This window comes from Pantoea sp. Cy-640, assembly GCF_011752635.1.
GTDB lineage: Bacteria > Pseudomonadota > Gammaproteobacteria > Enterobacterales > Enterobacteriaceae > Pantoea > Pantoea dispersa.
Genome location: NZ_VWXB01000001.1, coordinates 888,741 through 910,998, shown reverse-complemented (window position 1 = coordinate 910,998; position 22,258 = coordinate 888,741). Strand labels below are relative to the sequence as shown.

Genomic DNA, 22,258 nt, shown 5'->3' with positions numbered 1-22,258 from the left:
GACCAGCGGCCGGGCTGTAAAGATTAGCGTACGTTGCCGCAGGTCAGGCAGAACGCGTAACGGTTTTGCGGATCGTTGAGATTATTCATCAGGCCCGGCTGCGCCTGCAGCGCGCCCATCACTTCGCTGACCGGTGCCGGCAGCCACACTTTCAGCGCGGCCGGCAGCACGGCCTGCGCCGACGCATTCATCTGGTTAAGCAGCAGGTCGATCATCCCCGGATCGTCCTGATACCAGCTCAGTTCAGGTTTTGCGACCTTCGCCAGCTCGGCGGCTTTGGCCACCGCATCGTCGAAGTCGCCCAGCGCATCCACCAGCCCGTTGGCTTTGGCATCGCTACCGGTCCAGACGTGACCCTGCGCAATGGCATCAATCTGCTGTGGCGTTTTATGGCGTGACGCCGCGACCAGTCCGACAAAGTTGCGATAACCATTTTCAATGGTCAGCTGCATCAGCTGTTGCACTTCAGTCGGCAGCGCTTTGGTGGTCGACACATCCGCCAGCGGCGAGGTGGCAACGCCATCGCCGTGCACGCCGATGCTGCTCAGGCTATTTTCCACCGTGTTGATCACGCCAAAGATGCCGATCGACCCGGTCAGGGTGCTCGGCGCAGCAACGATGTAGTCGGCCGGCGTGGAGATCCAGTAGCCGCCCGATGCCGCCATGCCGCCCATCGACACCACCACCGGCTTGCCGGCGTCATGCGCCGCCGCCAGCTCTTCACGAATGGCCTCAGAGGCCGTTACGCTGCCGCCCGGGCTGTTGACGCGCAGCACGATGGCTTTGATTTTGTCGTCGAGGCGGGCGTCGCGGATTTGTGCTGCGGTGGTGTCGCCACCGACGTTGCCGGCGCTCTCTTCGCCATCCATGATGGCGCCGCTGGCGAGAATCACCGCAATGTTGCCATCCTGCTGCGTCGGTTGTTTGACGTTGTAGTCATAGATGCTGACGTTGCGGTAGTCATTGCTGGCTTTATCCCAGCCAAAGGTTTTCACCAGCTCGCGATCGGCGGCAGCGCGCGAATCCAGCACATCCACCAGTTTGTTATCCAGGGCATATTTAGCGGTATCGCCCTGAACGGCCTGCAGACCGCTGATGATGCCCGCCGCCCCCGGGAACAGCTGCTGCGGCGTGATTTGCCGGTTGGCGGACACCGTGTTGAGGTAGTTCTGCCACAGCTGGCCGACCCAGCGGCCATCAGCATCGCGTGCTTCCGGCGACATATCATCACGCAGGAAAGGTTCAACTGCGGACTTATAGGTGCCGACACGGAACACGTGTGAGCTGACTTTCAGCTTATCCAGCAGGGATTTGTAATACAGGCCGTTGGTGGCGAAACCGTGCAGATCCACCGTGCCCTGCGGCGACAGATAGACCTTCGTGGCGTAGCTGGCGAGATAGTATTGCGCCTGGCTATAGCTGTCGCCGAGGGCAAAAATGGGTTTGCCCGCGTCGCGGAATTCGCGCAGCGCCTTACCCACGTACTGCAGCGAAGGCTGATCGCCGCCGGCAAAATCGCGCAGATCCAGCACCATGCCGGTGATATTTTTATCACTCTTTGCCTGACGAATGGCATCGACCACATCAAACAACGAGTTTTCCTGCAAACGATCGCTGCTGGCACCCAGCAGCTGGCGGCTGATACGGCTCAGACGATTGCTGACCGACGGTTTGTCTACCAGCATGCCGCTCAGATCGACTTTCAGCGCACCCTGCTGCACCGGTTCACTGCTGCTGGCGCTGGATAGCTGCAGCCAGATGCCGACGCCGGCCAGAATTAACACAATCAGGAACAGATTCAGAATAAATTCCCGGATAAAATTCAGCACCCGCCAGCTCCAGCGGAACAGGCCAGCAATAATTCGCCACAATGTGCGCATAAACTCTCCATATTCACGTAGCCAGGGCAGCCGGTATGCGGTCTGCCCCGATGTCGGGTTCATCCTAAAGAGCAGCGTGCGAAAAGTCAGCAGGAAATCGCGCCAGACTGTTACAAAAGATCGCGCTGTGCCAGGATTAGCCCACGCTTTGTTAATCACGGGAGAATCAAGATGGATGCATTGGAATTACTGGTAAACCGTCGTTCAGCGTCGCGCCTGACCGAGCCGGCACCGACCGGTGAGGTGCTGCAGAATATTCTGCACGCGGGTATGCGCGCACCGGATCACGGAACGCTGCAGCCGTGGCGCTTCATCATTATTGAAAATGAGGGGCGCGAACGCTTCAGCCATCTGCTGGAGCAGGCCGCACGCGACAGCCAGCTGGATGACAAAGCCATTGAGAAGGCCCGGACGTCACCGTTCCGCGCGCCGATGATCATCACCGTTGTCGCGCACTGCGAAGCCTCCGCCAAAGTGCCACGCTGGGAGCAGGTCGTGTCCGCGGGTTGCGCGGTGATGGCGATGCAAATGGCGGCCGTCGCGCAGGGCTTTAACGGCATCTGGCGCAGCGGGCCATGGACCGATCATCCGCAGGTACGCGCCGCCTTTGGCTGCCGCGAGCAGGATGCGATTGTGGGTTTCCTCTACCTCGGTACGCCGCAGCTGAAAGCCAATACCACCGTGGTTGCGCCCGACAGCGAGGCGTTTGTCAGTTATTTCTGACAGACAGCAGCGGGTTTCTGCGGCAAGGTGCATACAACGACACTGATTGCACAGTCGCTGTGCGAAAGATCGCGCTTCGCGGCGACAGCGCTTACCAGCAGCGGGCAGCCAGGCTAACATAGCCCTCTCTGTTCAGCGCACAAGGAACCCGCCATGAGCGAACCGCTTCGTTTGACGCAATACAGCCACGGCGCTGGCTGCGGCTGTAAAATTTCACCTCAGGTGCTTGAGACCATTCTGCACAGCGAACTGGCTGCCTTTCACGATCCGCGACTGCTGGTCGGCAATGAAACCCGTGACGATGCTGCCGTGTACGATCTTGGCAACGGCACGGCGGTGGTCAGCACCACTGACTTCTTTATGCCCATCGTTGACGATCCGCACACCTTTGGCCGTATCGCGGCCACCAACGCCATCAGTGATATTTACGCCATGGGCGGCAAACCGATCATGGCTATCGCTATTCTCGGCTGGCCGGTTAATGTGCTCGACGCGAAAGTGGCACAGCAGGTGATTGAAGGCGGTCGCGCGGCCTGCCAGGCGGCCGGCATCGCGCTGGCGGGGGGGCACTCAATTGATGCGCCGGAGCCGATTTTTGGCCTTGCCGTTACCGGCATCGTTGACGTGGCGCGCGTGAAAAAGAACAGCGCCGCGCAGGCGGGCTGCGAGCTGTTCCTCACCAAACCGCTCGGCATCGGAATTCTGACTACCGCAGAGAAAAAAGGGCTGCTGCGTGCGGAGCATCAGACGCTGGCGGCGCAGGTGATGTGCCAGCTCAATAGCGCAGGGGCGGAATTTGCTAAACTGCCCGGCGTCAGCGCCATGACCGATGTCACCGGCTTTGGTCTGCTGGGGCACCTGAGTGAAATCTGTCTGGGCTCCGGCCTGCGCGCGCACGTGCAGGCCGCACAGGTACCGCGTCTGCCCGGCGTGGACCAGTACATTGCGGCCGGCGCGGTGCCGGGCGGCACCAGCCGCAACTTTGCCAGCTATGGCGAGCACATTTCTGCCATGGATGAGGCCACGCGCGCACTGCTTTGCGATCCGCAAACTTCCGGCGGACTGCTGGTGGCGGTACAGCCTGACGCTGTCGCGGCGTTTCACGCGTGCGCCGCGCAGGCTGGTGTTGAGGCTACGGCGATTGGCTCGCTGCTGCCGGCCGACCGTGCCTATCCACTGATTACTGTAGTCACCTGACGTAAAGGAACGACGCCATTCATGCGTTTGTTTATTGCTGAAAAACCCAGTCTGGCACGCGCCATCGCCGATGTGCTACCCAAACCGCATCGACGTGGCGACGGCTATATTGCCTGTGGTAATGACCAGGTTGTAACCTGGTGTGTCGGGCATCTGCTGGAGCAGGCGCAGCCTGACAGCTATGACAGTCGCTATGCGCGCTGGAATCTGGCGGATTTGCCCATCATCCCGGATAAATGGCGGCTGCAGCCGCGCCCGTCGGTGGCGAAGCAGCTCAAAGTGATCGAGGGTTTACTGCAGCAGGCCAGCGTGGTGGTGCACGCCGGTGACCCGGATCGCGAAGGACAACTGCTGGTCGACGAAGTGCTCGATTATCTGCAGCTGTCGGCTGAAAAGCGCCAGCAGGTGCAGCGCTGCCTGATTAACGACCTCAACCCTGCGGCGGTCGAGCGCGCGGTGAGCCGTCTGCGCGAGAACCGTGAATTCATTCCGTTGTGCGTCTCGGCGCTGGCCCGGGCGCGGGCTGACTGGCTATACGGCATCAACATGACCCGCGCCTGGACGCTGCTGGGCCGCAACGCCGGTTACGACGGCGTGCTCTCGGTCGGACGCGTACAGACGCCGGTGCTGGGGCTGGTGGTGAGGCGCGATGAAGAGATCGAAAACTTTGTACCGAAGGATTACTTCGAAGTTAAAGCGCACATCGTCACCCCAAAAGAGGAGCGCTTCGTTGCCAGCTGGATCCCCAGCGATGCCTGTGAACCGTGGCAGGATGACGAGGGCCGTTTACTGCATCGTGCTCTCGCTAACCACGTGCTTGGACGTATCAACGGCAAACCGGCGTGGGTTACCGGCTACAACGATAAGCGGGAGTCAGAAACGGCGCCGCTGCCATTTTCCCTCTCCAGCCTGCAAATCGAGGCGGCAAAGCGTTTTGGCCTGAGTGCCCAGACGGTTCTGGACTGCTGTCAGCGTTTGTATGAAACCCATAAACTGATTACGTATCCGCGTTCCGACAGCCGCTATCTGCCGGATGAACATTTTGCCGGACGTCATGCGGTGCTGAACGCCATTCAGGCGCATCAGCCGGACGTGTCGCTGCCAGCGGACTTCAATGCGGATCAGAAAAATCGCTGCTGGGACGATAAAAAAGTGGATGCGCACCATGCCATCATTCCTACGGCGCGCGCCAGCAAGGTGAACCTGAGCGACAATGAAGCCAATATTTACGGTCTGATTGCGCGCCAGTATCTGATGCAGTTTTGTCCCGACGCGGTATTTCGCAAATGCGTCATCGACCTCGATATCGGCGGTGGCAGGTTCGTCGCCAAAGCACGTTTTCTTGCCGAAGCCGGCTGGCGTGCGCTGCTGGGCAGTAAAGAGCGCGATGAAGAGAATGATGGCACGCCGCTGCCGGTGGTGAGTAAAGGCGATGAGCTGTTGTGTGAGCGTGGTGAGGTGCTGGCGAAGCAGACTCAGCCGCCGCGGCCGTTCACCGACGCCACGCTGCTGTCGGCCATGACCGGTATTGCCCGCTTTGTGCAGGATAAAGAATTAAAGAAAGTGCTGCGTGCGACCGATGGTTTAGGAACGGAAGCGACGCGTGCCGGCATCATAGAATTGCTGTTCCGCCGTACATTTCTGGTGAAAAAAGGTCGCTATATTCACTCAACCGAGGCGGGCAGGGCGCTGATTCATGCGTTACCTGAGATGGCCGCGCGGCCGGATATGACGGCACACTGGGAGTCAACGCTTACCCGCATCAGTGAAAAAGCCTGTCGCTATGATGAGTTTATGCAGCCGCTGGTCAGTACCTTGATCGGACTGATCGGCGAGGCGCGCCAGAGGCCGTCGCTGCAGGCTTTTCGTGGATTAGCCGCGACCGGAGCGAAGACGCGCAGTAAAGGCAAAACGCCACGGCGCAAAACGAAGGAGACGGAATAATGCGTTACGCAACGCTGTTGCTGAGTGGGCTGCTGCTGTGCAGCCATGCCGCGCTGGCTAATCGCCAGCCGGAGCCCGCGCGAATGGGCAATACCGATGTGGTGGTGGATATGCCGCCGGAAGTGTGGACGCAGGGGCAGAATCGCCAGCAGAACAACTGCCTGCAGTGCTGTATCTATGAAAACCGCAGCTACTCTGAAGGTGCCGTGGTGAAAGCAGAGGGCGTACTGCTGCAGTGTGCGCGTGACGAAAAAGTACTGGGCACCAATCCGCTGATTTGGAGAATCATTAAATAAGCGGGCGTGGCGCGCAGGCGCCACGCTGTTCAGTTACAGCTTGAAACTGGACCACACTGGCGCGTGATCGGACGGTTTGTCCATACTGCGAATGTCGTAGTCGATGCCGCTATCGATGCAGCGCGACGCCAGCGGTGGGCTGGCCAGCAGCAGATCGATGCGGAGACCGCGGTTGTCATCAAATCCTTTGGAGCGATAGTCGAACCACGAGAAGCGATCTGCGGTTTCCGGGTTTTTCTCACGCCACGTATCGACCAGTCCCCACTGCAGCAACCGGTCCATCCACTCGCGCTCTTCCGGCAGGAAAGAGCATTTGCCGGTGCGCAGCCAGCGCTTGCGGTTCTCTTCACCAATACCAATGTCCAGGTCAGTACTGCTGATGTTCATATCGCCCATGATCAGCACCGGCTTGTCGGCCGCCAGTTGCTGCTCGAGATAGCTTTGCAGGTCGCGATAAAACTTCTCTTTGGCCGGGAACTTGATGGGATGGTCACGGCTTTCCCCCTGCGGGAAGTAACCGTTGATGACAGTGATATCGCCAATCGGGCTGGGAATTTCTGCCATGATCAGACGTCGCTGGGAATCTTCGCCGTCATCGGGAAAACCGCGTCGAACTGCTACCGGCTGCGTTTTGGTCAGCAGCGCCACGCCGTAATGGCCTTTCTGGCCGTGATAAAACACGTTGTAACCGAGCTTGCTGACCTCTTCCAGCGGGAACATGTCATCGTGCACTTTGGTTTCCTGCAGGCCAATGACATCCGGTTGATGCTGTTCAACCAGCGCCGCCAGCTGATGAGGGCGTGCGCGCAAACCGTTGATGTTAAAAGAGACAAATTTCATTTCGCTGCCATTTTTCGTCGCAAAAGGTTGCGGCGATGGTAACCAGGTTTGCGGCAAAAGTCATGGCTTGCGTCATAAGAGCGTGACGATAAGAGCGAGAGGCAGAAGGTACAAACCGGTCACATGGGTAACACGTCATCCCGCACCACTGTAGGGGCGCCATTGATGGCGAACAGGCATCGCGTAAATTCAAATGTCGGTCTGGTGAAAAGTGCAGCATGAGATGGTGGCGGGAGAAGGATTATTCGCCGCAAGCGGCTCACCCTGCGGGCCGCGCTGACGCGCGTTGTCTCACTGCGTTCGACCCGAACCTTCGGTCGAAGCTTCTCATCCTTCTCCAGGTGTTATTAACTGGCTTTGTTGACTGGCTGGAAGAAGAGTGCAGCATGAAATGGTGGCGGGAGAAGGATTCGAACCTTCGAAGTCGATGACGGCAGATTTACAGTCTGCTCCCTTTGGCCGCTCGGGAATCCCGCCAGGGATATAAAGCTCAGAAGATTCAGGCGCAGAATGGATTCAGATGGTGGCGGGAGAAGGATTCGAACCTTCGAAGTCGATGACGGCAGATTTACAGTCTGCTCCCTTTGGCCGCTCGGGAATCCCGCCACTGGCCTGAATCTTTATGCCTGAAAGCGGGGCGCATCATACCAAATGCGTTCAGTCTGTAAAGCGCCCGCAGTAAAAAACTCAATCGTTTGCCCACTTTTTACGCGTGGCGCTGAAGAGTTGCGCAAATCAGCGCCGCAGTGGTTAAAGAATGATCGTACGATTACCGTAAACAAACACGCGCTGGCCCAGCACTTTGTACAGCGCGCGGCTCAGTACATTCTTTTCCACGTCGCGTCCGGCACGCATCATCTCTTCAGCGGTATAGCTGTGATCGACGTTAATCACGTCCTGCATGATGATCGGGCCTTCATCCAGGTTGTCGTTCACGTAGTGCGCTGTGGCACCGATGATCTTCACGCCGCGCTCATAGGCCTGATGATAAGGGCGTGCGCCAATAAAGGCTGGCAGGAACGAGTGGTGAATATTGATGATCTGGTTGGGATAACGCTGCACAAACGCCGGCGTCAGCACGCGCATGTATTTCGCCAGCACCACGTAATCCGGCTGATAGCGATCGATCTCATCTGCCATGCGGTTATCGTGCTCTTCACGCGTCAGGCCTTCATGGCTGACCAGCACGAACGGGATGTCAAAACGCTCGACCAGCGAACGCAGCGTTTCATGGTTACCAATGACGGCGGCGATTTCCATGTCCAGACCACCAAAGGCGCTCTTCATCAGCAGATCGCCCAGGCAATGCGCCTCTTTGGTAACCAGAATCACCACGCGGCGACGTCCGGCGCTGTGCAGCTCACGTACCGAACCGGTCGGTAGCGCGCTGTCGAGATCAGCCAGCAGCGTGTTGTCGTTGAAAATGCCTTCCAGCTCTGTGCGCATGAAAAAGCGCCCGGTACGGTGATCGACGAACTCATTGTTCTGCACAATGTTCAGTTCGTGCTTGTAGCAAATATTGGTGATCTTGGCGATCAGACCTTTGGCATCGGGGCAAATGGTCCGTAAAACTTTTCGTTGCATGGTTTGCGCTTGCATCTCGATCAGAGTCCTGTCAAAGCGATGAATGGTGAAGCTGTTGGGCATCTGTCCAGATTAGCCACAACATTTTTTGTATTTTTTATCGGAGCCACAAGGACAGCGATCGTTACGCCCTAACTCCGGCGTTGTTCCGTCGACATAGTACCAGCGTTGATCCTCGCGAAGAAAGCGTGAACATTCATACAGGCTGCAGGTACGGCCTTTTTCGAGATAACGCGCAAAAAAAGTCACGAAGGCTTCATTCTCATGGCTTCCGTGATTACAACGGGTTACATTCAGGCCAAGCCATTCTGTGGTGGCGAAACTTTCGGATAATAGCGTCTCCAGTCCGGCCACGCGCTGGCTGGGATGCCAGGTTTCCACCAGCCAGGCGGCGTTTTGCTTAACGTAAGCGCTGTAACGCGAGCGCATTAACTGTTCAGCGCGTTGTGGCGTTTGTTGCCCGTTCAGAAAGGGCTGACAACATAGGCTATACTGCTCTCCGCTGCAGCAGGGGCACTTTTCGGACACATCATCTCCTGAGAGTGATTAAAGTTTATGAAAGTGTGCGCTATGTTAGCCGACTGGCCAGCGTGAAGCTACGCATCAGGTTGATCACGAGGTGAGATGAGAAAAGTCAGGATTGGGCTGGCCCTGGGATCGGGCGCTGCCAAAGGCTGGGCGCATATCGGTGTCATTAACGCGCTGGAGCGCGCCGGTATTGAGGTGGATGTCGTGGCCGGCTGTTCCGTCGGCGCACTGGTGGGTTCTGCCTACGTCAACGGCCGTCTGGCGTTGATGGAGAAGTGGGTCAGCGCGTTTCGCTACTGGGATGTTATCCGTCTGATGGATCTCTCATGGCAGCGTGGTGGCCTGCTGCGCGGCGATCGGGTGTTTAGCCATATCCGTCAACTGATCCCCAACGAGCTCATCGAAGACGCGGATAAGCGCTTTGGCGTGGTGGCAACCAACCTCAGCACCGGACGCGAGCTGTGGCTAACCGAAGGTGATTTGCACCAGGCGGTGCGTGCATCGTGTAGTATGCCAGGCTTATTGCCTCCGGTTGGCTACAATGGTTATTGGCTGGTGGATGGTGCGGTGGTCAATCCGGTGCCGATTTCGCTGACCCGCGCGCTGGGCGCTGACATTGTGATTGCCGTTGACCTGCAACATGATGCGCACCTGATGCAGCAGGATCTGCTGTCGGTCACGCCGCAGAGCGGTGAAGAGGCGGCAGCGGCAGAAGCACTGAGTTGGGGCAAAAAACTGCGCCAGCGTCTGATGGGGTTAACCCATCGGCGCGCCAGCCAGTCTCCGGGCGCGATGGAAATTATGTCAACGTCAATCCAGGTATTGGAAAATCGCCTGAAACGTAACCGTATGGCAGGCGATCCGCCGGATGTGCTGATTCAGCCTTTTTGTCCGCAGATTTCAACGCTGGACTTTCATCGGGCTGAAGAGGCCATTGCGGCAGGCAAGGCCGCCGTGGAGAAAAAAATGGATGAACTATTACCGCTGGTCCGTAGCAGATAATCAGTTGTTCATTCACGGGGGTTGTGACTTCAGCCAATTCTGAAAGGCGCAACGGCGTTTTATGAACCACTATTGAAATATCTGGTACGCAGGGGGAGAGAATGGAAAAACCGCTAATCGGCAAAAAGATACTCATTGTCGAAGATGAGGTCGTTTTCCGTTCATTGCTGGACTCATTGTTAACTGGCCTCGGAGCCAGCACGTTCGAAGCGGGCGATGGACTCGACGGCCTGAATTTACTCGCCGCGCAGTCGGTTGACCTGGTCATTTGCGATCTGGAAATGCCGCGCATGGGCGGTATTGAGTTTGTTGAGCGAATTCGTACACGCGGTAATAGCGTGCCCATCCTGATCATCTCCGCCACGCAGAACATGGCCGATATTGCCCACGTGCTGCGCCTTGGCGTGCAGGACGTGTTGCTCAAGCCGCTAAAAAACCTGGAACGTTTCCGTGAAGCGGTGTTTGAGTGCCTCTATCCTTCGATGTTCACCTCGAAAGTGGAAGAAGATGAACAGCTCTTTCAGGACTGGGATGCCCTGGTGCGCGATCCGCTCGCTGCCGCCAAGCTGCTCAAACAGCTGCAACCGCCAGTCCAGCAAACCATCGCCAGCTGCCGTATAAACTACCGTCAACTCACCATGGCGGAACAGCCGGGGCTGGTGCTGGATATTGCCGCGCTGTCGGACAAAGATCTGGCGTTTTATTGCCTGGACGTGACGCGTGCCGGCGACAACGGCGTGCTGGCTGCATTATTGCTCAGAGCACTGTTTAACGGTTTATTGCAGGAGCAACTGTCCGGCCAAAAGCAGCGTCTGCCGGAACTCAATGGTCTGCTGCGCCAGGTGAATATGCTGTTGCGTCAGGCCAACCTGAACGGTCAGTTCCCGCTGCTGGTGGGCTACTACCATCGTCAGTTGAAAAATCTGATTCTGGTTTCAGCCGGCCTGAATGCCACACTGCACATCAATACTCAGCAAATCCAGCTCAGTAACGGCGTGCCGCTTGGCACTATGGGCAGCACCCATCTTAATCAAATCAGCCAGCGCGCCGATGCCTGGCAATGTCACGTCTGGGGAGCCGGCGGCCGGCTTCGCCTGATGTTATCGTCCGAAGAATAACCACTCAGATTTATATTTTCCGCGGGTTAAAGACAGGGCCAAAGCTTAGCTTTACACTTGGGTAATAGTCTTAAATTCCGCGGATTAACTCCATCCAGGATAAATCCGTCTGACACTAACTGATATACTCATTTCGTTTTTAAACCGACATATCAAGTATTAACTTGAACGGCCTATTAAGAGAGGTATTTGATGTCTGCCTATAAGTCTAAAGTAAAAAAAGCGGTAATCCCGGTTGCAGGTCTGGGTACGCGTATGCTGCCTGCCACCAAAGCTATTCCAAAAGAGATGTTACCGCTGGTCGATAAGCCGTTGATCCAGTATGTCGTGAACGAGTGTATTGCTGCGGGTATTAATGAGATCGTGCTGGTTACGCACTCCTCTAAAAACTCCATCGAAAACCATTTTGATACCAGTTTCGAACTGGAAGCGATGCTGGAAAAACGCGTTAAGCGTCAGCTGCTGGATGAAATCCAGTCCATCTGCCCGCCACACGTCACCATCATGCAGGTACGTCAGGGTATCGCCAAGGGCCTCGGTCACGCCGTGATGTGTGCTCATCCGCTGGTCGGTGATGAGCCAGTCGCGGTGATTCTGCCAGACGTGATCATTGATGAGTACGAATCTAACCCAACCAAAGATAACCTGGCAGAAATGCTGACGCGCTTCGAAGAGAGCGGTCGCAGCCAGATCATGGTTGAGCCAGTCGCCGATGTCACCGCTTACGGCGTGGTTGACTGCCAGGGCGCAGAGCTGGCCCCGGGCCAGAGCGCACCGATGGTGGGCGTGGTTGAGAAGCCAAAAGCCTCGGAAGCGCCATCTAACCTGGCGGTGGTGGGTCGTTACGTGCTGTCTGCGGACATCTGGCCTCTGCTGGCGAAAACCCCTCCGGGTGCCGGCGGCGAAGTACAGCTGACCGACTCCATCGCCATGCTGATGGAAAAAGAGACCGTAGAAGCTTACCACCTGACCGGCGTGAGCCACGACTGCGGTAACAAACTGGGTTATATGCAAGCTTTTGTTGAGTATGGCGTGCGTCATCCGGTGCTGGGCAAAGATTTCGCTCAGTGGCTCGACGGCGTTGCAGGCAACAAAAAGTAATTCATTAAGCACAGGATAATTCAATGAAAGTCACTGTATTTGGTATCGGCTATGTCGGTCTGGTTCAGGCTGCGGTGTTGGCCGAAGTCGGACATGACGTTCTCTGTATTGATGTCGACGAAAAGAAAGTCGAAAGCCTGAAAAAGGGCATCATCCCAATTTTTGAACCGGGCCTGACGCCGCTGGTTATGTCGAACTATGAAGCGGGGCGTCTGAAATTCAGCACCAACGCAGAAGAGGGCGTAAACCATGGTGTAATGCAGTTTATTGCTGTGGGCACGCCGCCGGATGAGGATGGCTCTGCCGACCTGAAATATGTGACTGCGGTTGCGCGTACTATTGCGCAGCACATGAACGATCACAAAGTCGTCATCGACAAATCTACCGTACCGGTAGGCACCGCTGACCGTGTGCGCGCGGTGATGAGCGAAACGCTGAAGCAGCGTGACGCCAATATTGCGTTCGATGTGGTCTCCAACCCGGAGTTCCTGAAAGAGGGCGCCGCAGTTAACGACTGCATGCGTCCGGAACGTATCGTGGTGGGCACCGACAATGATGAAGTGGTCGAACTGCTGCGTGAACTGTACGAGCCGTTTAACCGTAATCACGATCGCATGATTCTGATGGATATCCGCAGTGCAGAGCTGACCAAATATGCAGCTAACTGCATGCTGGCGACCAAAATCAGCTTCATGAACGAGATTTCCAACCTTGCGGAACGCCTGGGTGCTGACGTGGAAAAAGTACGTCAGGGCATCGGTTCTGATTCACGCATCGGTTATCACTTTATTTATCCGGGCTGTGGTTACGGCGGTTCCTGCTTCCCGAAAGACGTGCAGGCGCTGATTCGCACTGCAGAGTCAATCGGCTACACCCCGCGCCTGCTGCAGGCGGTAGAAGACGTCAACGATTCGCAGAAGAACAAGCTGCCGACGTTTATTAAACGTCATTTTGGCGACGATCTGCGTGGCAAGACGTTTGCGCTGTGGGGTCTGGCGTTCAAACCGAACACCGACGACATGCGTGAAGCCTCAAGCCGCGTGCTGATGGAAGCACTGTGGCAGGCGGGCGCAACGGTGCAGGCGTTTGATCCGGAAGCGATGGAAGAAGCCCAGCGCATCTACGGTCATCGTGACGATCTGAAGCTGTGCGGCACTAAAGAAGCTGCACTGCAGGGTGCCGATGGTCTGGTGATCTGCACCGAGTGGCAGAACTTCCGAGCTCCGGATTTCGACGTGATTAAATCCTCGTTAAAACAACCCGTGATTTTTGATGGTCGTAACCTGTATGATCCGGAGCGTATCAGCAAACGCGGTTTCGTTTATTATGCAATCGGCCGCGGAGCGTCTATTCAAATTGTGTAATAAATGAGGGATGTATGAATTTTCTGGTCACCGGCGCGGCAGGATTTATTGGTTTTCACGTTAGTCAGCGTTTGCTGGCTGCCGGTCACCAGGTTGTTGGTATCGATAACCTGAATGATTACTATGATGTTAGTCTGAAACAGGCGCGCCTCGACCAGATTACCGCACATCCCGCGTTTACTTTCCTTAAAATGGACCTGGCAGATCGCCAGGCCATTTCTTCCCTGTTTGAACAGCATGCTTTTGCGCGTGTGATCCATTTAGGCGCACAGGCGGGTGTTCGCTATTCCATCGAGAATCCACACGCCTACGCTGATGCTAACCTGATTGGTCACTTAAATATTCTGGAAGGTTGCCGTCATCATAAGATTGGCCACCTGCTGTATGCTTCATCGAGTTCGGTTTATGGCCTGAACCGTAAAATGCCGTTCTCCACGGATGATTCGGTTGATCATCCGGTATCACTTTATGCTGCGACGAAAAAAGCCAACGAATTAATGTCGCATACCTATTCACACCTTTACCAATTACCCACCACCGGATTGCGCTTCTTTACCGTTTATGGCCCGTGGGGCCGTCCGGATATGGCGCTGTTTAAGTTCACCCGCGCGATGCTGGCCGGTGACGCGATTGATGTGTATAACCGCGGCCAGATGACACGTGACTTTACCTATATTGATGATATTGCCGAAGCGATTGTGCGTTTGCAGGACGTGATTCCGCAGGCAGATGAAAACTGGACGGTGGAAAACGGCTCGCCTGCCACCAGTTCGGCGCCGTATCGTGTATACAATATTGGCAATAGTCAGCCTACCAGCCTGATGACTTACATTGAGTCGCTGGAAAAAGCGCTGGGGATTGAGGCGAAGAAAAATATGCTGCCGATGCAGCCCGGCGATGTATTAGGCACCAGTGCAGACACCCAGCCGCTGTATGACGCGATAAATTTCCGCCCGCAGACCAGCGTAGAGCAGGGCGTGCAGCGTTTTGTTGACTGGTACCGCGACTTCTATCAGCAATAAGTGGCGATAAAAAAAGGAAGCCAGCGGCTTCCTTTTTTCTTACCCGGTGTAAAACAGAGCACAGCGCCAGGGCTGGCACGCTGCGAAGCACTGGTTCCTTACAGCAGGAAATCGTCCAGTTGTTTACCTTGTTCTTCAATCGCTTTTTTAATCACGGCTGGCGTACGTCCCTGGCCGGTCCAGGTACGGTTCTCACCGTTCTCGTCGACGTAACCATACTTCGCCGGACGTGCCGCGCGTTTGGCTTTACCTGGCGCTTTGGTTTCAGCTAATGCCTGCAGCAATTCGTTTGGATCAATACCGTCTGCCATCAGCATTTCACGATATTGTTCCAGCTTACGGCTGCGCTCGGCATTTTCCGCCTGGGCAAGAGATTCTTCTTCACGACGTTCATTCACCACAACCTCAAGTTTTTCCAGCATCTCTTCCAGTGTTTCCAGAGAGCATTCCCGAGCCTGCGCGCGCAATGTACGGATATTATTAAGAATTTTAAGTGCTTCGCTCATTGTCCTAATCTCAAAATATAATAAATGGAGTTGTTCTGCCGCCTCATAATAGTGGCGGCGAAAAATAACTGCAATAGCCAGATTAAAAAGCAAAACGTAAAGTTAATGTTGTAAAGCTTTTTAAGGCGCTATTTATTATTCTTTTTATAGATTTGATAGCACAGGTTTTGCAGGGATAAATACCGCTGTGCGCCTTTTGCCCGGGCATCAGCGCTAATAATGCTGAATAAAATTGCTGCATGATGACGGCTTTGACATAACGTGCGAAATGTTGATAACGATGCTGCTGATCTATGACGATGGCGTTAATTTGAGCAGTTGATAAAAATAATGCATCGCAACAGTGCAGCAGCTTTATGATAGACTCACGCGCAACAGTTTCGGGCAGTGACAAGAGACATTTTATGGCGCAACTCTATTTTTATTACTCAGCGATGAACGCGGGAAAATCCACCGCACTGCTGCAGTCTTCCTACAATTACCATGAACGCGGCATGCGTACGCTGGTGTATACCGCGGAAATTGACGACCGCTTCGGCGCCGGAAAAGTCAGCTCGCGTATTGGCCTTTCGTCTCCGGCTTTTTTATATAACGCGCAGACCAACCTGGAAAGTGAAATAGCGGAACAGCACGCGAAGCAGACGGTTCACTGTGTACTGGTGGATGAGAGCCAGTTTCTGACGCGGGAGCAGGTGAAAGCCCTGTCGGACGTGGTAGATAATCTGGATATACCGGTGCTGTGTTATGGTCTGCGTACCGACTTTCGCGGTGAGTTATTTACCGGCAGTCAGTATTTACTGGCCTGGGCCGATAAGCTGGTGGAATTGAAAACCGTGTGTCACTGTGGACGCAAAGCCAGCATGGTGTTACGGCTGGATGCGAAGGGTAAACCGTTCAGCGAAGGGGAGCAGGTGGTGATCGGTGGTAATGAGCGCTATATCTCTGTGTGCCGCAAGCACTATAAACAGGCGATTAATGACGGCTCGCTAAACGCCATTTACGGTTCACAACTGCCTCACGCCTGAATAGCCGCAGCATAAAAAAAAACCCGCCGCAGCGGGTTTTTTTGTATCAGGCCAGTCAGGCCTTTTTGGTTTTCTTCTCACTCTTTACAGCTTTAGCTTCACCCTCAGCGGCAACACTGTTATCTGCTTCTGAGAACTCACGGCCATAGAAGGTATCCAGCATGATTTGTTTCAGTTCAGCAATCAGCGGATAGCGTGGGTTAGCGCCGGTACACTGGTCATCGAACGCATCATCCGCCAGCTTGTCGACTTTCGCCAGGAAGTCAGCTTCCTGCACGCCCGCTTCGCGGATAGAGGTTGGGATACCCAGCTGAGTTTTCATCTCTTCCAGCCATGCCAGCAGTTTTTCAATTTTCTGCGCGGTACGGTCACCGGCAGCGCTCAGACCGAGATGGTCAGCAATCTCAGCATAGCGGCGGCGTGCCTGCGGACGGTCGTACTGGCTGAAGGCAGTCTGCTTGGTTGGATTGTCATTCGCGTTGTAGCGAATCACGTTACAAATCAGCAGGGCGTTGGCCAGACCGTGTGGAATGTGGAACTCAGAGCCCAGTTTATGCGCCATGGAGTGACACACGCCGAGGAAGGCGTTGGCGAAAGCGATACCGGCAATGGTTGCCGCATTGTGAACGCGCTCACGCGCCACGGGATTTTTCGCGCCGTCACGGTAGCTGGCAGGCAGATTCTCTTTCAGCAGTTTCAGTGCCTGCAGCGCCTGACCATCGGAATATTCGTTGGCCAGTACCGATACGTAGGCTTCCAGCGCATGGGTGACGGCATCCAGACCCCCAAAGGCGCACAGCGAACGCGGCATCTCCATCACCAGATTGGCATCGACAATCGCCATATCCGGCGTCAGGGCATAGTCTGCCAGCGGATATTTCTGGCCGGTGGCATCGTCAGTCACTACCGCAAACGGCGTAACTTCTGAACCGGTACCGGAAGTGGTGGTGATGGCCACCATGCGCGCTTTGACACCCATTTTCGGAAACTTGTAGATACGTTTACGGATGTCCATAAAGCGCAGCGCCAGTTCTTCAAAGTGGGTTTCCGGATGCTCGTACATCACCCACATAATCTTGGCCGCATCCATCGGTGAACCCCCACCCAGGGCGATGATCACGTCAGGTTTGAAGCTGTTCATCTGCTCGGCACCTTTACGCACGATGCTCAGCGTTGGGTCTGCTTCTACTTCAAAGAACACTTCGGTTTCGATTCCGTGTGATTTCAGCACGCGGGTGACCTGGTCAGCATAACCGTTGTTGAACAGGAAGCGGTCGGTGACGATAAAGGCGCGTTTTGCACCGTCAGTCGCCACTTCTTCCAGCGCAATTGGCAGAGAACCGCGGCGGAAGTAGATAGACTTCGGAAGTTTATGCCACAACATATTTTCAGCTCGCTTGGCCACGGTTTTCTTGTTGATCAGGTGTTTTGGACCCACGTTTTCAGAGATAGAGTTACCACCCCATGAACCGCAGCCCAGCGTGAGTGAAGGGGCCAGCTTGAAGTTATACAGGTCACCGATCCCGCCTTGTGAAGCCGGGGTGTTGATCAGGATGCGCGCGGTTTTCATTTTGTCGCCGAAGAAGTTTACGCGCTCGCGCTGGTTGTCCTGGTCGGTATAAAGACAGGAGGTATGGCCGATACCACCCATTGCCACCAGTTTTTCTGCTTTATCCACCGCATCGTAATAGTCTTTAGCGCGGTACATGGCCAGCGTTGGCGAAAGCTTCTCGTGGGCGAACGGCTCAGACTCATCCACCAGTTTCACTTCACCAATCAGAATTTTGGTGCTCACCGGCACGTTAATCCCTGCCAGTTCAGCAATTTTGTAAGCCGGCTGACCGACAATCGCCGCGTTCAGCGCGCCATTTTTCAGGATGATATCCTGTACCGCTTTCAGCTCTTTACCCTGCAGCAGGTAGCCACCGTGGCTGGCAAAGCGCTCACGCACGGCGTCATAGACAGAATCCACCACAATCACTGACTGTTCAGACGCGCAAATCACGCCGTTGTCGAAGGTTTTTGACATCAGGATCGAGGCAACCGCGCGTTTGATATCGGCCGTTTCATCAATCACCACCGGAGTGTTACCCGCGCCCACACCAATCGCTGGTTTGCCGGAGCTGTAAGCCGCTTTCACCATGCCCGGACCACCGGTGGCGAGAATCAGGTTAATATCCGGGTGATGCATCAGCTGGTTAGAGAGCTCAACCGATGGCGCATCAATCCAGCCAATAATGTCTTTTGGCGCGCCGGCCGCGATAGCAGCCTGCAGTACGATGTCAGCCGCTTTATTGGTGGCGTCTTTGGCACGTGGATGAGGAGAGAAGATGATACCGTTACGGGTTTTCAGGCTAATCAGGGCTTTGAAGATGGCGGTAGAGGTCGGGTTGGTGGTGGGCACGATGCCACAAATCAGGCCAATCGGCTCAGCGATGGTGATGGTGCCAAAGGTATCATCGGTGTCAAGCACGCCACAGGTTTTTTCGTCTTTGTAAGCGTTGTAGATATATTCGGAAGCGAAGTGGTTTTTGATGACTTTATCTTCAACGATACCCATGCCGGATTCGGCAACGGCCATTTTGGCGAGAGGGATACGGGCATCGGCAGCGGCGAGGGCGGCCGCACGGAAAATGGTATCAACTTGTTCCTGACTAAAATTGGCGTATTCGCGCTGTGCCTTTTTAACACGTTCTACCAGTGCGTTAAGCTCGGCAACATTAGTAACGGCCATAATACTCTCCTAAGGAAGTTAAACTTTTTTAGTAAACAAGCCTGAATCCAGAAGTATAGTCTCGTCACGCTTATGGATAGCTAAGGATGGCGATGCCCGTGCCGTTGCTTACTAAAAAGGTTTTTCCGCCAGGATGACCTGTGTCAAAGGGTTGAGTTCCGATGGGCTAAGATTACCCCTGATGGGGTAGGCAATTTATGATGCAGATCAATTTAACTATCAGCTGACACCTTTCAGCGCTCACTTTTGCAAGTAAAGTTAGCGTCGGCGGCTACAGAAGCCGATCTGACCCGCTGCAGGCCGATAACATCGCGCTAACAGTAGCGGAATAAACTGGGATAGTGCTTTAAGTGCAGCATTTATTTCTGCGTTAGCCTCTGGTGTTTCGCCAGGCTTTTGCACTACATTAAGCGCGATTTTTTTCGCCATCACCTGGAGCCCACCGTGACCCCTGCGCTACTCGATCTTTCTGGCTACATTAAATTTTTTGTGGGTTTGTTCGCGCTGGTTAACCCGGTCGGCATTATTCCGGTATTTATCAGCATGACCAGCTACCAGGCGGTGGCGGAGCGCAATAAAACCAACCTGACCGCGAACCTGGCAGTGGCGATTATCCTCTGGACCTCGCTGTTTCTTGGCGACGGTATCCTGCATCTGTTTGGTATCTCGATTGACTCTTTCCGCATCGCCGGTGGCATTCTGGTGGTCACCATCGCCATGTCGATGATCAGCGGTAAGCTGGGTGAAGACAAACAGAACAAGCAGGAGAAGTCAGAAACGGCGATTCGTGAAAGTATCGGCGTGGTGCCGCTGGCGCTGCCGCTGATGGCAGGGCCGGGCGCGATCAGCTCGACCATTGTCTGGAGCTCGCGTTATCACAGCTGGCCAAATCTGCTGGGCTTTACCCTGGCGATTGCGATATTTGCCTTCTGCTGCTGGTTATTGTTCCGGGCCGCACCGCTGATGGTGCGCGTATTGGGGCAAACCGGTATTAACGTCATTACGCGTATCATGGGGCTGCTGCTCATGGCGCTGGGCATTGAATTTGTCGTGACCGGAATGAAAGCCCTGTTTCCAGGATTACTGAATTAACGACGGTTATTTTTTATCGCTAAGCGCTTTGTGAACCATAATGGTGCAATTAAACGAAATATTGCACCATTATAGTGATTTTATTTGTCGCGCTTAATATCGGCTTAACCTCATCAGTTTTACTACTGGTGTTATCCCGCATATACCCTGAGCCGCAAAATACTGTGATAATCGTCACAGTATATCCCACTACTCTGCAAATAATCCGCAGTATCATTCTACAGCTTGCGCTGTAAATCCGAATAAATATCCGGGCTTCAGCATTAAAAGCAGCAATATTCGTAAATATTATAAAGTTTGTTGATTAACGAATAATTAACGTGCAAATCAGGCTGAAATTCATTGTTTATCAGTGGATTAATCGATAATTCTGCTCAAGAATTAACACTTTTCCTGTGCACGGCAACGTGATAAAAGAGAATCAGCTAACATTTTTGTGGTTTAGCTTTGGCGTGCGGGCAACGCTTCTGATAATTTTCGGCTCACCGCAAAATTTTTTATCTGCTAGCAACAAATGTGTACGCTTCTTGCTTACTGCTATCAGGTTTATGTTGAAGGTTGATATTGGTTGATGAAAAGCATGGTAGCGAAAACGGCAGCGCGCACGTTTCTGGCGCTTTGCCTCTCCAGTGCGCTGGCGCAAAGTCAGGCCGCTGAGATCCCAGCCGGGACGTCATTAGCGGATACGCAACGCATCGTTATTAACAATGGCAGCGAAGTGTCCTCGCTTGATCCACAAAAAGTCGAGGGCGTGCCGGAATCCAATGTGATTCGCAATCTGCTGGAAGGACTGGTTGAGACCGACAACAACGGTCAACTGGTGCCCGGCGTGGCGCAGCAGTGGCAAAATCAGCAGGGCCGCATCTGGACGTTCACGCTGCGTAAAGACGCCCGCTGGAGCAATGGTGAGCCGGTCACCGCGCAGGATTTTGTCTACAGCTGGCAGCGTCTGGCCGATCCGCGCACCGCCTCGCCGTACGCCAGCTATTTGCAGGCTGCGCACATCAGCAACATTGATGCCATCCTCGCCGGTAAAGCGGCGCCTTCCCAGCTGGGCGTGAAAGCGCTGGACGACCATCATTTGCAGGTTACGCTCTCTGAACCGGTCCCGTATTTTGTTGATATGCTGGCTCATACTTCGATGAAACCAGTGTATCGTCCGGCGGTAGAGCAGTGGGGCGATGCCTGGACACAGCCGCAGCACTACGTGGGTAATGGCGCTTACACGCTGGCGGACTGGGTGGTGAATGAGCAGATCGTGGTGAAGCGTAATCCGCACTACTGGGACAATGCCCATACCACGCTGGACGAAGGCGTATTTCTGGCACTCACCTCTGAGAATAGCGATATAAACCGCTATCGCAGTGGCGGCACCGACATGACCAACAGCGTGGTGCCGCCCGATATGTTCAAAAAACTGCAGCAGGCGCTGGGAGATGAAGTAAAAGTCAGCCCGCTGCTGTGCACCTTCTATTACGAAATCAATAACAAGAAAGCGCCGTTTGACGACGTCCGCGTACGCAGCGCGCTGAAGTTAACGCTCGACCGCGACATCATCGCGCAGAAAATCATGGGGCAGGGACAGATCCCGGCCTACGGCCTGACGCCGCCCTTTATTCACGGTATTGCTCTCAATACGCCAGCGTGGGCGCAGCAGACGCAGGCGCAACGTAACGCGGCAGCGAAGCAGCTGCTGGCGGAAGCTGGCTTCAATGCCCAGCATCCGCTGCGTTTTACCCTGCTGTATAACACCTCAGAACAGAACAAGCGTCAGGCGATTGCGGCTGCCTCGATGTGGCAAAAGAATCTCGGTGCACAGGTCACGCTGCAAAATCAGGAGTGGAAAACGCTACTGGAGACCCGTCATCAGGCACAGTTTGATGTGGTGCGCGCCACCTGGTGTGCGGATTACAACGAGCCATCCAGCTTCCTCAATCTGCTGCTGAGTGGCTCCTCCATCAACACCGCGTTTTATCACAGCGCCGCATTTGATGCGCTGATGGCGCAAACGCTCAACACCGCTGATGACGCGCAGCGCGCGCAACTCTATCAGCAGGCGGAACAACAGCTGGATCAGGATTCACCGATCATCCCGGTTTACTACCGCGTTAGCGTGCGGCTGGTGAAGCCGTGGGTGGGCGGTTTCAGCGGCAAAGATCCGCAGGATATGCTGGCGCTGAAATACTATTACATAAAGAAACATTGAGTAATGTGACGATCCGGCGCTACAGTCGGGCGTCACGTTGCCGTGGTAACCCTGCAGGGTGGTAGTGATCTTCGCGCAGACAGGCGGAGATCTCCC

Annotated in this window: 19 protein-coding genes, 2 tRNA genes and 1 other RNA gene; 12 read left to right on the top strand and 10 right to left on the bottom strand. The window is 54.9% G+C overall.

Going from position 1 to position 22,258, the window contains the following annotated elements:
- Positions 1–23: 23 nt before the first annotated feature.
- Positions 24–1,880, bottom strand: a complete 1,857-nt coding sequence (gene sppA, locus F3J36_RS04545) for a signal peptide peptidase SppA (RefSeq protein ID WP_166719015.1) — start codon at positions 1,878–1,880, stop codon at positions 24–26.
- A 171-nt stretch (positions 1,881–2,051) separates the two neighbouring features.
- Between sppA and F3J36_RS04540 the strand changes: the two genes are divergently transcribed.
- The 4 genes from F3J36_RS04540 to F3J36_RS04525 all read left to right on the top strand — a co-directional run bounded on the left by F3J36_RS04540 (position 2,052) and on the right by F3J36_RS04525 (position 6,040).
- Positions 2,052–2,603: an NAD(P)H nitroreductase gene (locus F3J36_RS04540; RefSeq protein WP_166719014.1), complete on the top strand. Its 552-nt coding sequence runs from the start codon at positions 2,052–2,054 to the stop codon at positions 2,601–2,603.
- A gap of 153 nt (positions 2,604–2,756) precedes the next feature.
- Complete coding sequence (gene selD, locus F3J36_RS04535) at positions 2,757–3,800, top strand: selenide, water dikinase SelD (protein ID WP_166719013.1); 1,044 nt, start codon at positions 2,757–2,759, stop codon at positions 3,798–3,800.
- A 21-nt stretch (positions 3,801–3,821) separates the two neighbouring features.
- Entirely contained in the window at positions 3,822–5,744 is a 1,923-nt protein-coding gene (locus F3J36_RS04530) for a DNA topoisomerase III (protein WP_166719012.1), read from the top strand.
- Positions 5,744–6,040, top strand: coding sequence for a YnjH family protein (locus F3J36_RS04525; RefSeq protein WP_166719011.1), 297 nt, complete (start codon positions 5,744–5,746; stop codon positions 6,038–6,040). Before F3J36_RS04530 ends, F3J36_RS04525 begins: the two co-directional genes overlap by 1 nt.
- Positions 6,041–6,073: 33 nt before the next feature.
- Here the strand turns inward: F3J36_RS04525 and xthA are convergent, their stop codons facing one another.
- From xthA to F3J36_RS04495, 6 genes are all read right to left on the bottom strand, one after another.
- Positions 6,074–6,880, bottom strand: coding sequence for an exodeoxyribonuclease III (gene xthA / locus F3J36_RS04520; RefSeq protein ID WP_104189042.1), 807 nt, complete (start codon positions 6,878–6,880; stop codon positions 6,074–6,076).
- Positions 6,881–7,104: 224 nt separating this feature from the next.
- Positions 7,105–7,232, bottom strand: a non-coding RNA gene (locus F3J36_RS04515) — RtT sRNA.
- A 40-nt stretch (positions 7,233–7,272) separates the two neighbouring features.
- Positions 7,273–7,357 (bottom strand) — tRNA-Tyr (locus F3J36_RS04510).
- Between the two features lie 44 nt (positions 7,358–7,401).
- Positions 7,402–7,486, bottom strand: a tRNA-Tyr gene (locus F3J36_RS04505).
- 144 nt (positions 7,487–7,630) lie between these two features.
- The gene (purU, locus tag F3J36_RS04500) at positions 7,631–8,479 is read right to left on the bottom strand and encodes a formyltetrahydrofolate deformylase (RefSeq protein ID WP_031280214.1); all 849 of its coding nucleotides are present in this window, start codon (positions 8,477–8,479) and stop codon (positions 7,631–7,633) included.
- Positions 8,480–8,536: 57 nt separating this feature from the next.
- Positions 8,537–8,992, bottom strand: coding sequence for a YchJ family protein (locus tag F3J36_RS04495; RefSeq protein ID WP_040679954.1), 456 nt, complete (start codon positions 8,990–8,992; stop codon positions 8,537–8,539).
- A 96-nt stretch (positions 8,993–9,088) separates the two neighbouring features.
- On the opposite strand from F3J36_RS04495, the gene rssA reads away from it, so the two are divergent.
- The 5 genes from rssA (at position 9,089) to F3J36_RS04470 (ending at position 14,599) form a co-directional block, all read left to right on the top strand.
- Positions 9,089–9,994 carry a patatin-like phospholipase RssA gene (gene rssA, locus F3J36_RS04490; RefSeq protein ID WP_021510074.1) on the top strand — a complete coding sequence of 302 codons (906 nt, stop codon included), beginning with the start codon at positions 9,089–9,091 and terminating at the stop codon, positions 9,992–9,994.
- Between the two features lie 101 nt (positions 9,995–10,095).
- Entirely contained in the window at positions 10,096–11,112 is a 1,017-nt protein-coding gene (gene rssB / locus F3J36_RS04485) for a two-component system response regulator RssB (RefSeq protein WP_166719010.1), read from the top strand.
- A gap of 192 nt (positions 11,113–11,304) precedes the next feature.
- Positions 11,305–12,213 (top strand): UTP--glucose-1-phosphate uridylyltransferase GalU, encoded by a 909-nt coding sequence (gene galU, locus F3J36_RS04480; RefSeq protein ID WP_021510076.1) that lies wholly within the window; start codon positions 11,305–11,307, stop codon positions 12,211–12,213.
- A gap of 23 nt (positions 12,214–12,236) precedes the next feature.
- Positions 12,237–13,577: a UDP-glucose/GDP-mannose dehydrogenase family protein gene (locus F3J36_RS04475; protein WP_058757711.1), complete on the top strand. Its 1,341-nt coding sequence runs from the start codon at positions 12,237–12,239 to the stop codon at positions 13,575–13,577.
- A gap of 14 nt (positions 13,578–13,591) precedes the next feature.
- Entirely contained in the window at positions 13,592–14,599 is a 1,008-nt protein-coding gene (locus F3J36_RS04470) for an NAD-dependent epimerase (protein ID WP_058757710.1), read from the top strand.
- Between the two features lie 98 nt (positions 14,600–14,697).
- Here the strand turns inward: F3J36_RS04470 and hns are convergent, their stop codons facing one another.
- A complete protein-coding gene (gene hns / locus F3J36_RS04465; protein WP_031280215.1) occupies positions 14,698–15,105 on the bottom strand; it encodes a histone-like nucleoid-structuring protein H-NS in 408 nt (135 codons plus the stop codon).
- A gap of 82 nt (positions 15,106–15,187) precedes the next feature.
- Positions 15,188–15,499, bottom strand: a complete 312-nt coding sequence (locus tag F3J36_RS04460) for a hypothetical protein (protein WP_166719009.1) — start codon at positions 15,497–15,499, stop codon at positions 15,188–15,190.
- A gap of 10 nt (positions 15,500–15,509) precedes the next feature.
- Here F3J36_RS04460 and tdk point away from each other — a divergent pair, with 10 nt between their 5' ends.
- Entirely contained in the window at positions 15,510–16,130 is a 621-nt protein-coding gene (gene tdk / locus F3J36_RS04455) for a thymidine kinase (RefSeq protein WP_058774613.1), read from the top strand.
- A 55-nt stretch (positions 16,131–16,185) separates the two neighbouring features.
- On the opposite strand, the gene adhE is transcribed toward tdk, so the two are convergent.
- The gene (gene adhE / locus F3J36_RS04450) at positions 16,186–18,864 is read right to left on the bottom strand and encodes a bifunctional acetaldehyde-CoA/alcohol dehydrogenase (protein ID WP_166719008.1); all 2,679 of its coding nucleotides are present in this window, start codon (positions 18,862–18,864) and stop codon (positions 16,186–16,188) included.
- Positions 18,865–19,308: 444 nt separating this feature from the next.
- Between adhE and F3J36_RS04445 the strand changes: the two genes are divergently transcribed.
- Together F3J36_RS04445 and F3J36_RS04440 are read left to right on the top strand one after the other, a co-directional pair.
- Positions 19,309–19,956 (top strand): YchE family NAAT transporter, encoded by a 648-nt coding sequence (locus F3J36_RS04445; RefSeq protein WP_031280216.1) that lies wholly within the window; start codon positions 19,309–19,311, stop codon positions 19,954–19,956.
- 571 nt (positions 19,957–20,527) lie between these two features.
- Positions 20,528–22,162 carry an ABC transporter substrate-binding protein gene (locus F3J36_RS04440; protein ID WP_166719007.1) on the top strand — a complete coding sequence of 545 codons (1,635 nt, stop codon included), beginning with the start codon at positions 20,528–20,530 and terminating at the stop codon, positions 22,160–22,162.
- Positions 22,163–22,258 lie beyond the last annotated feature (96 nt).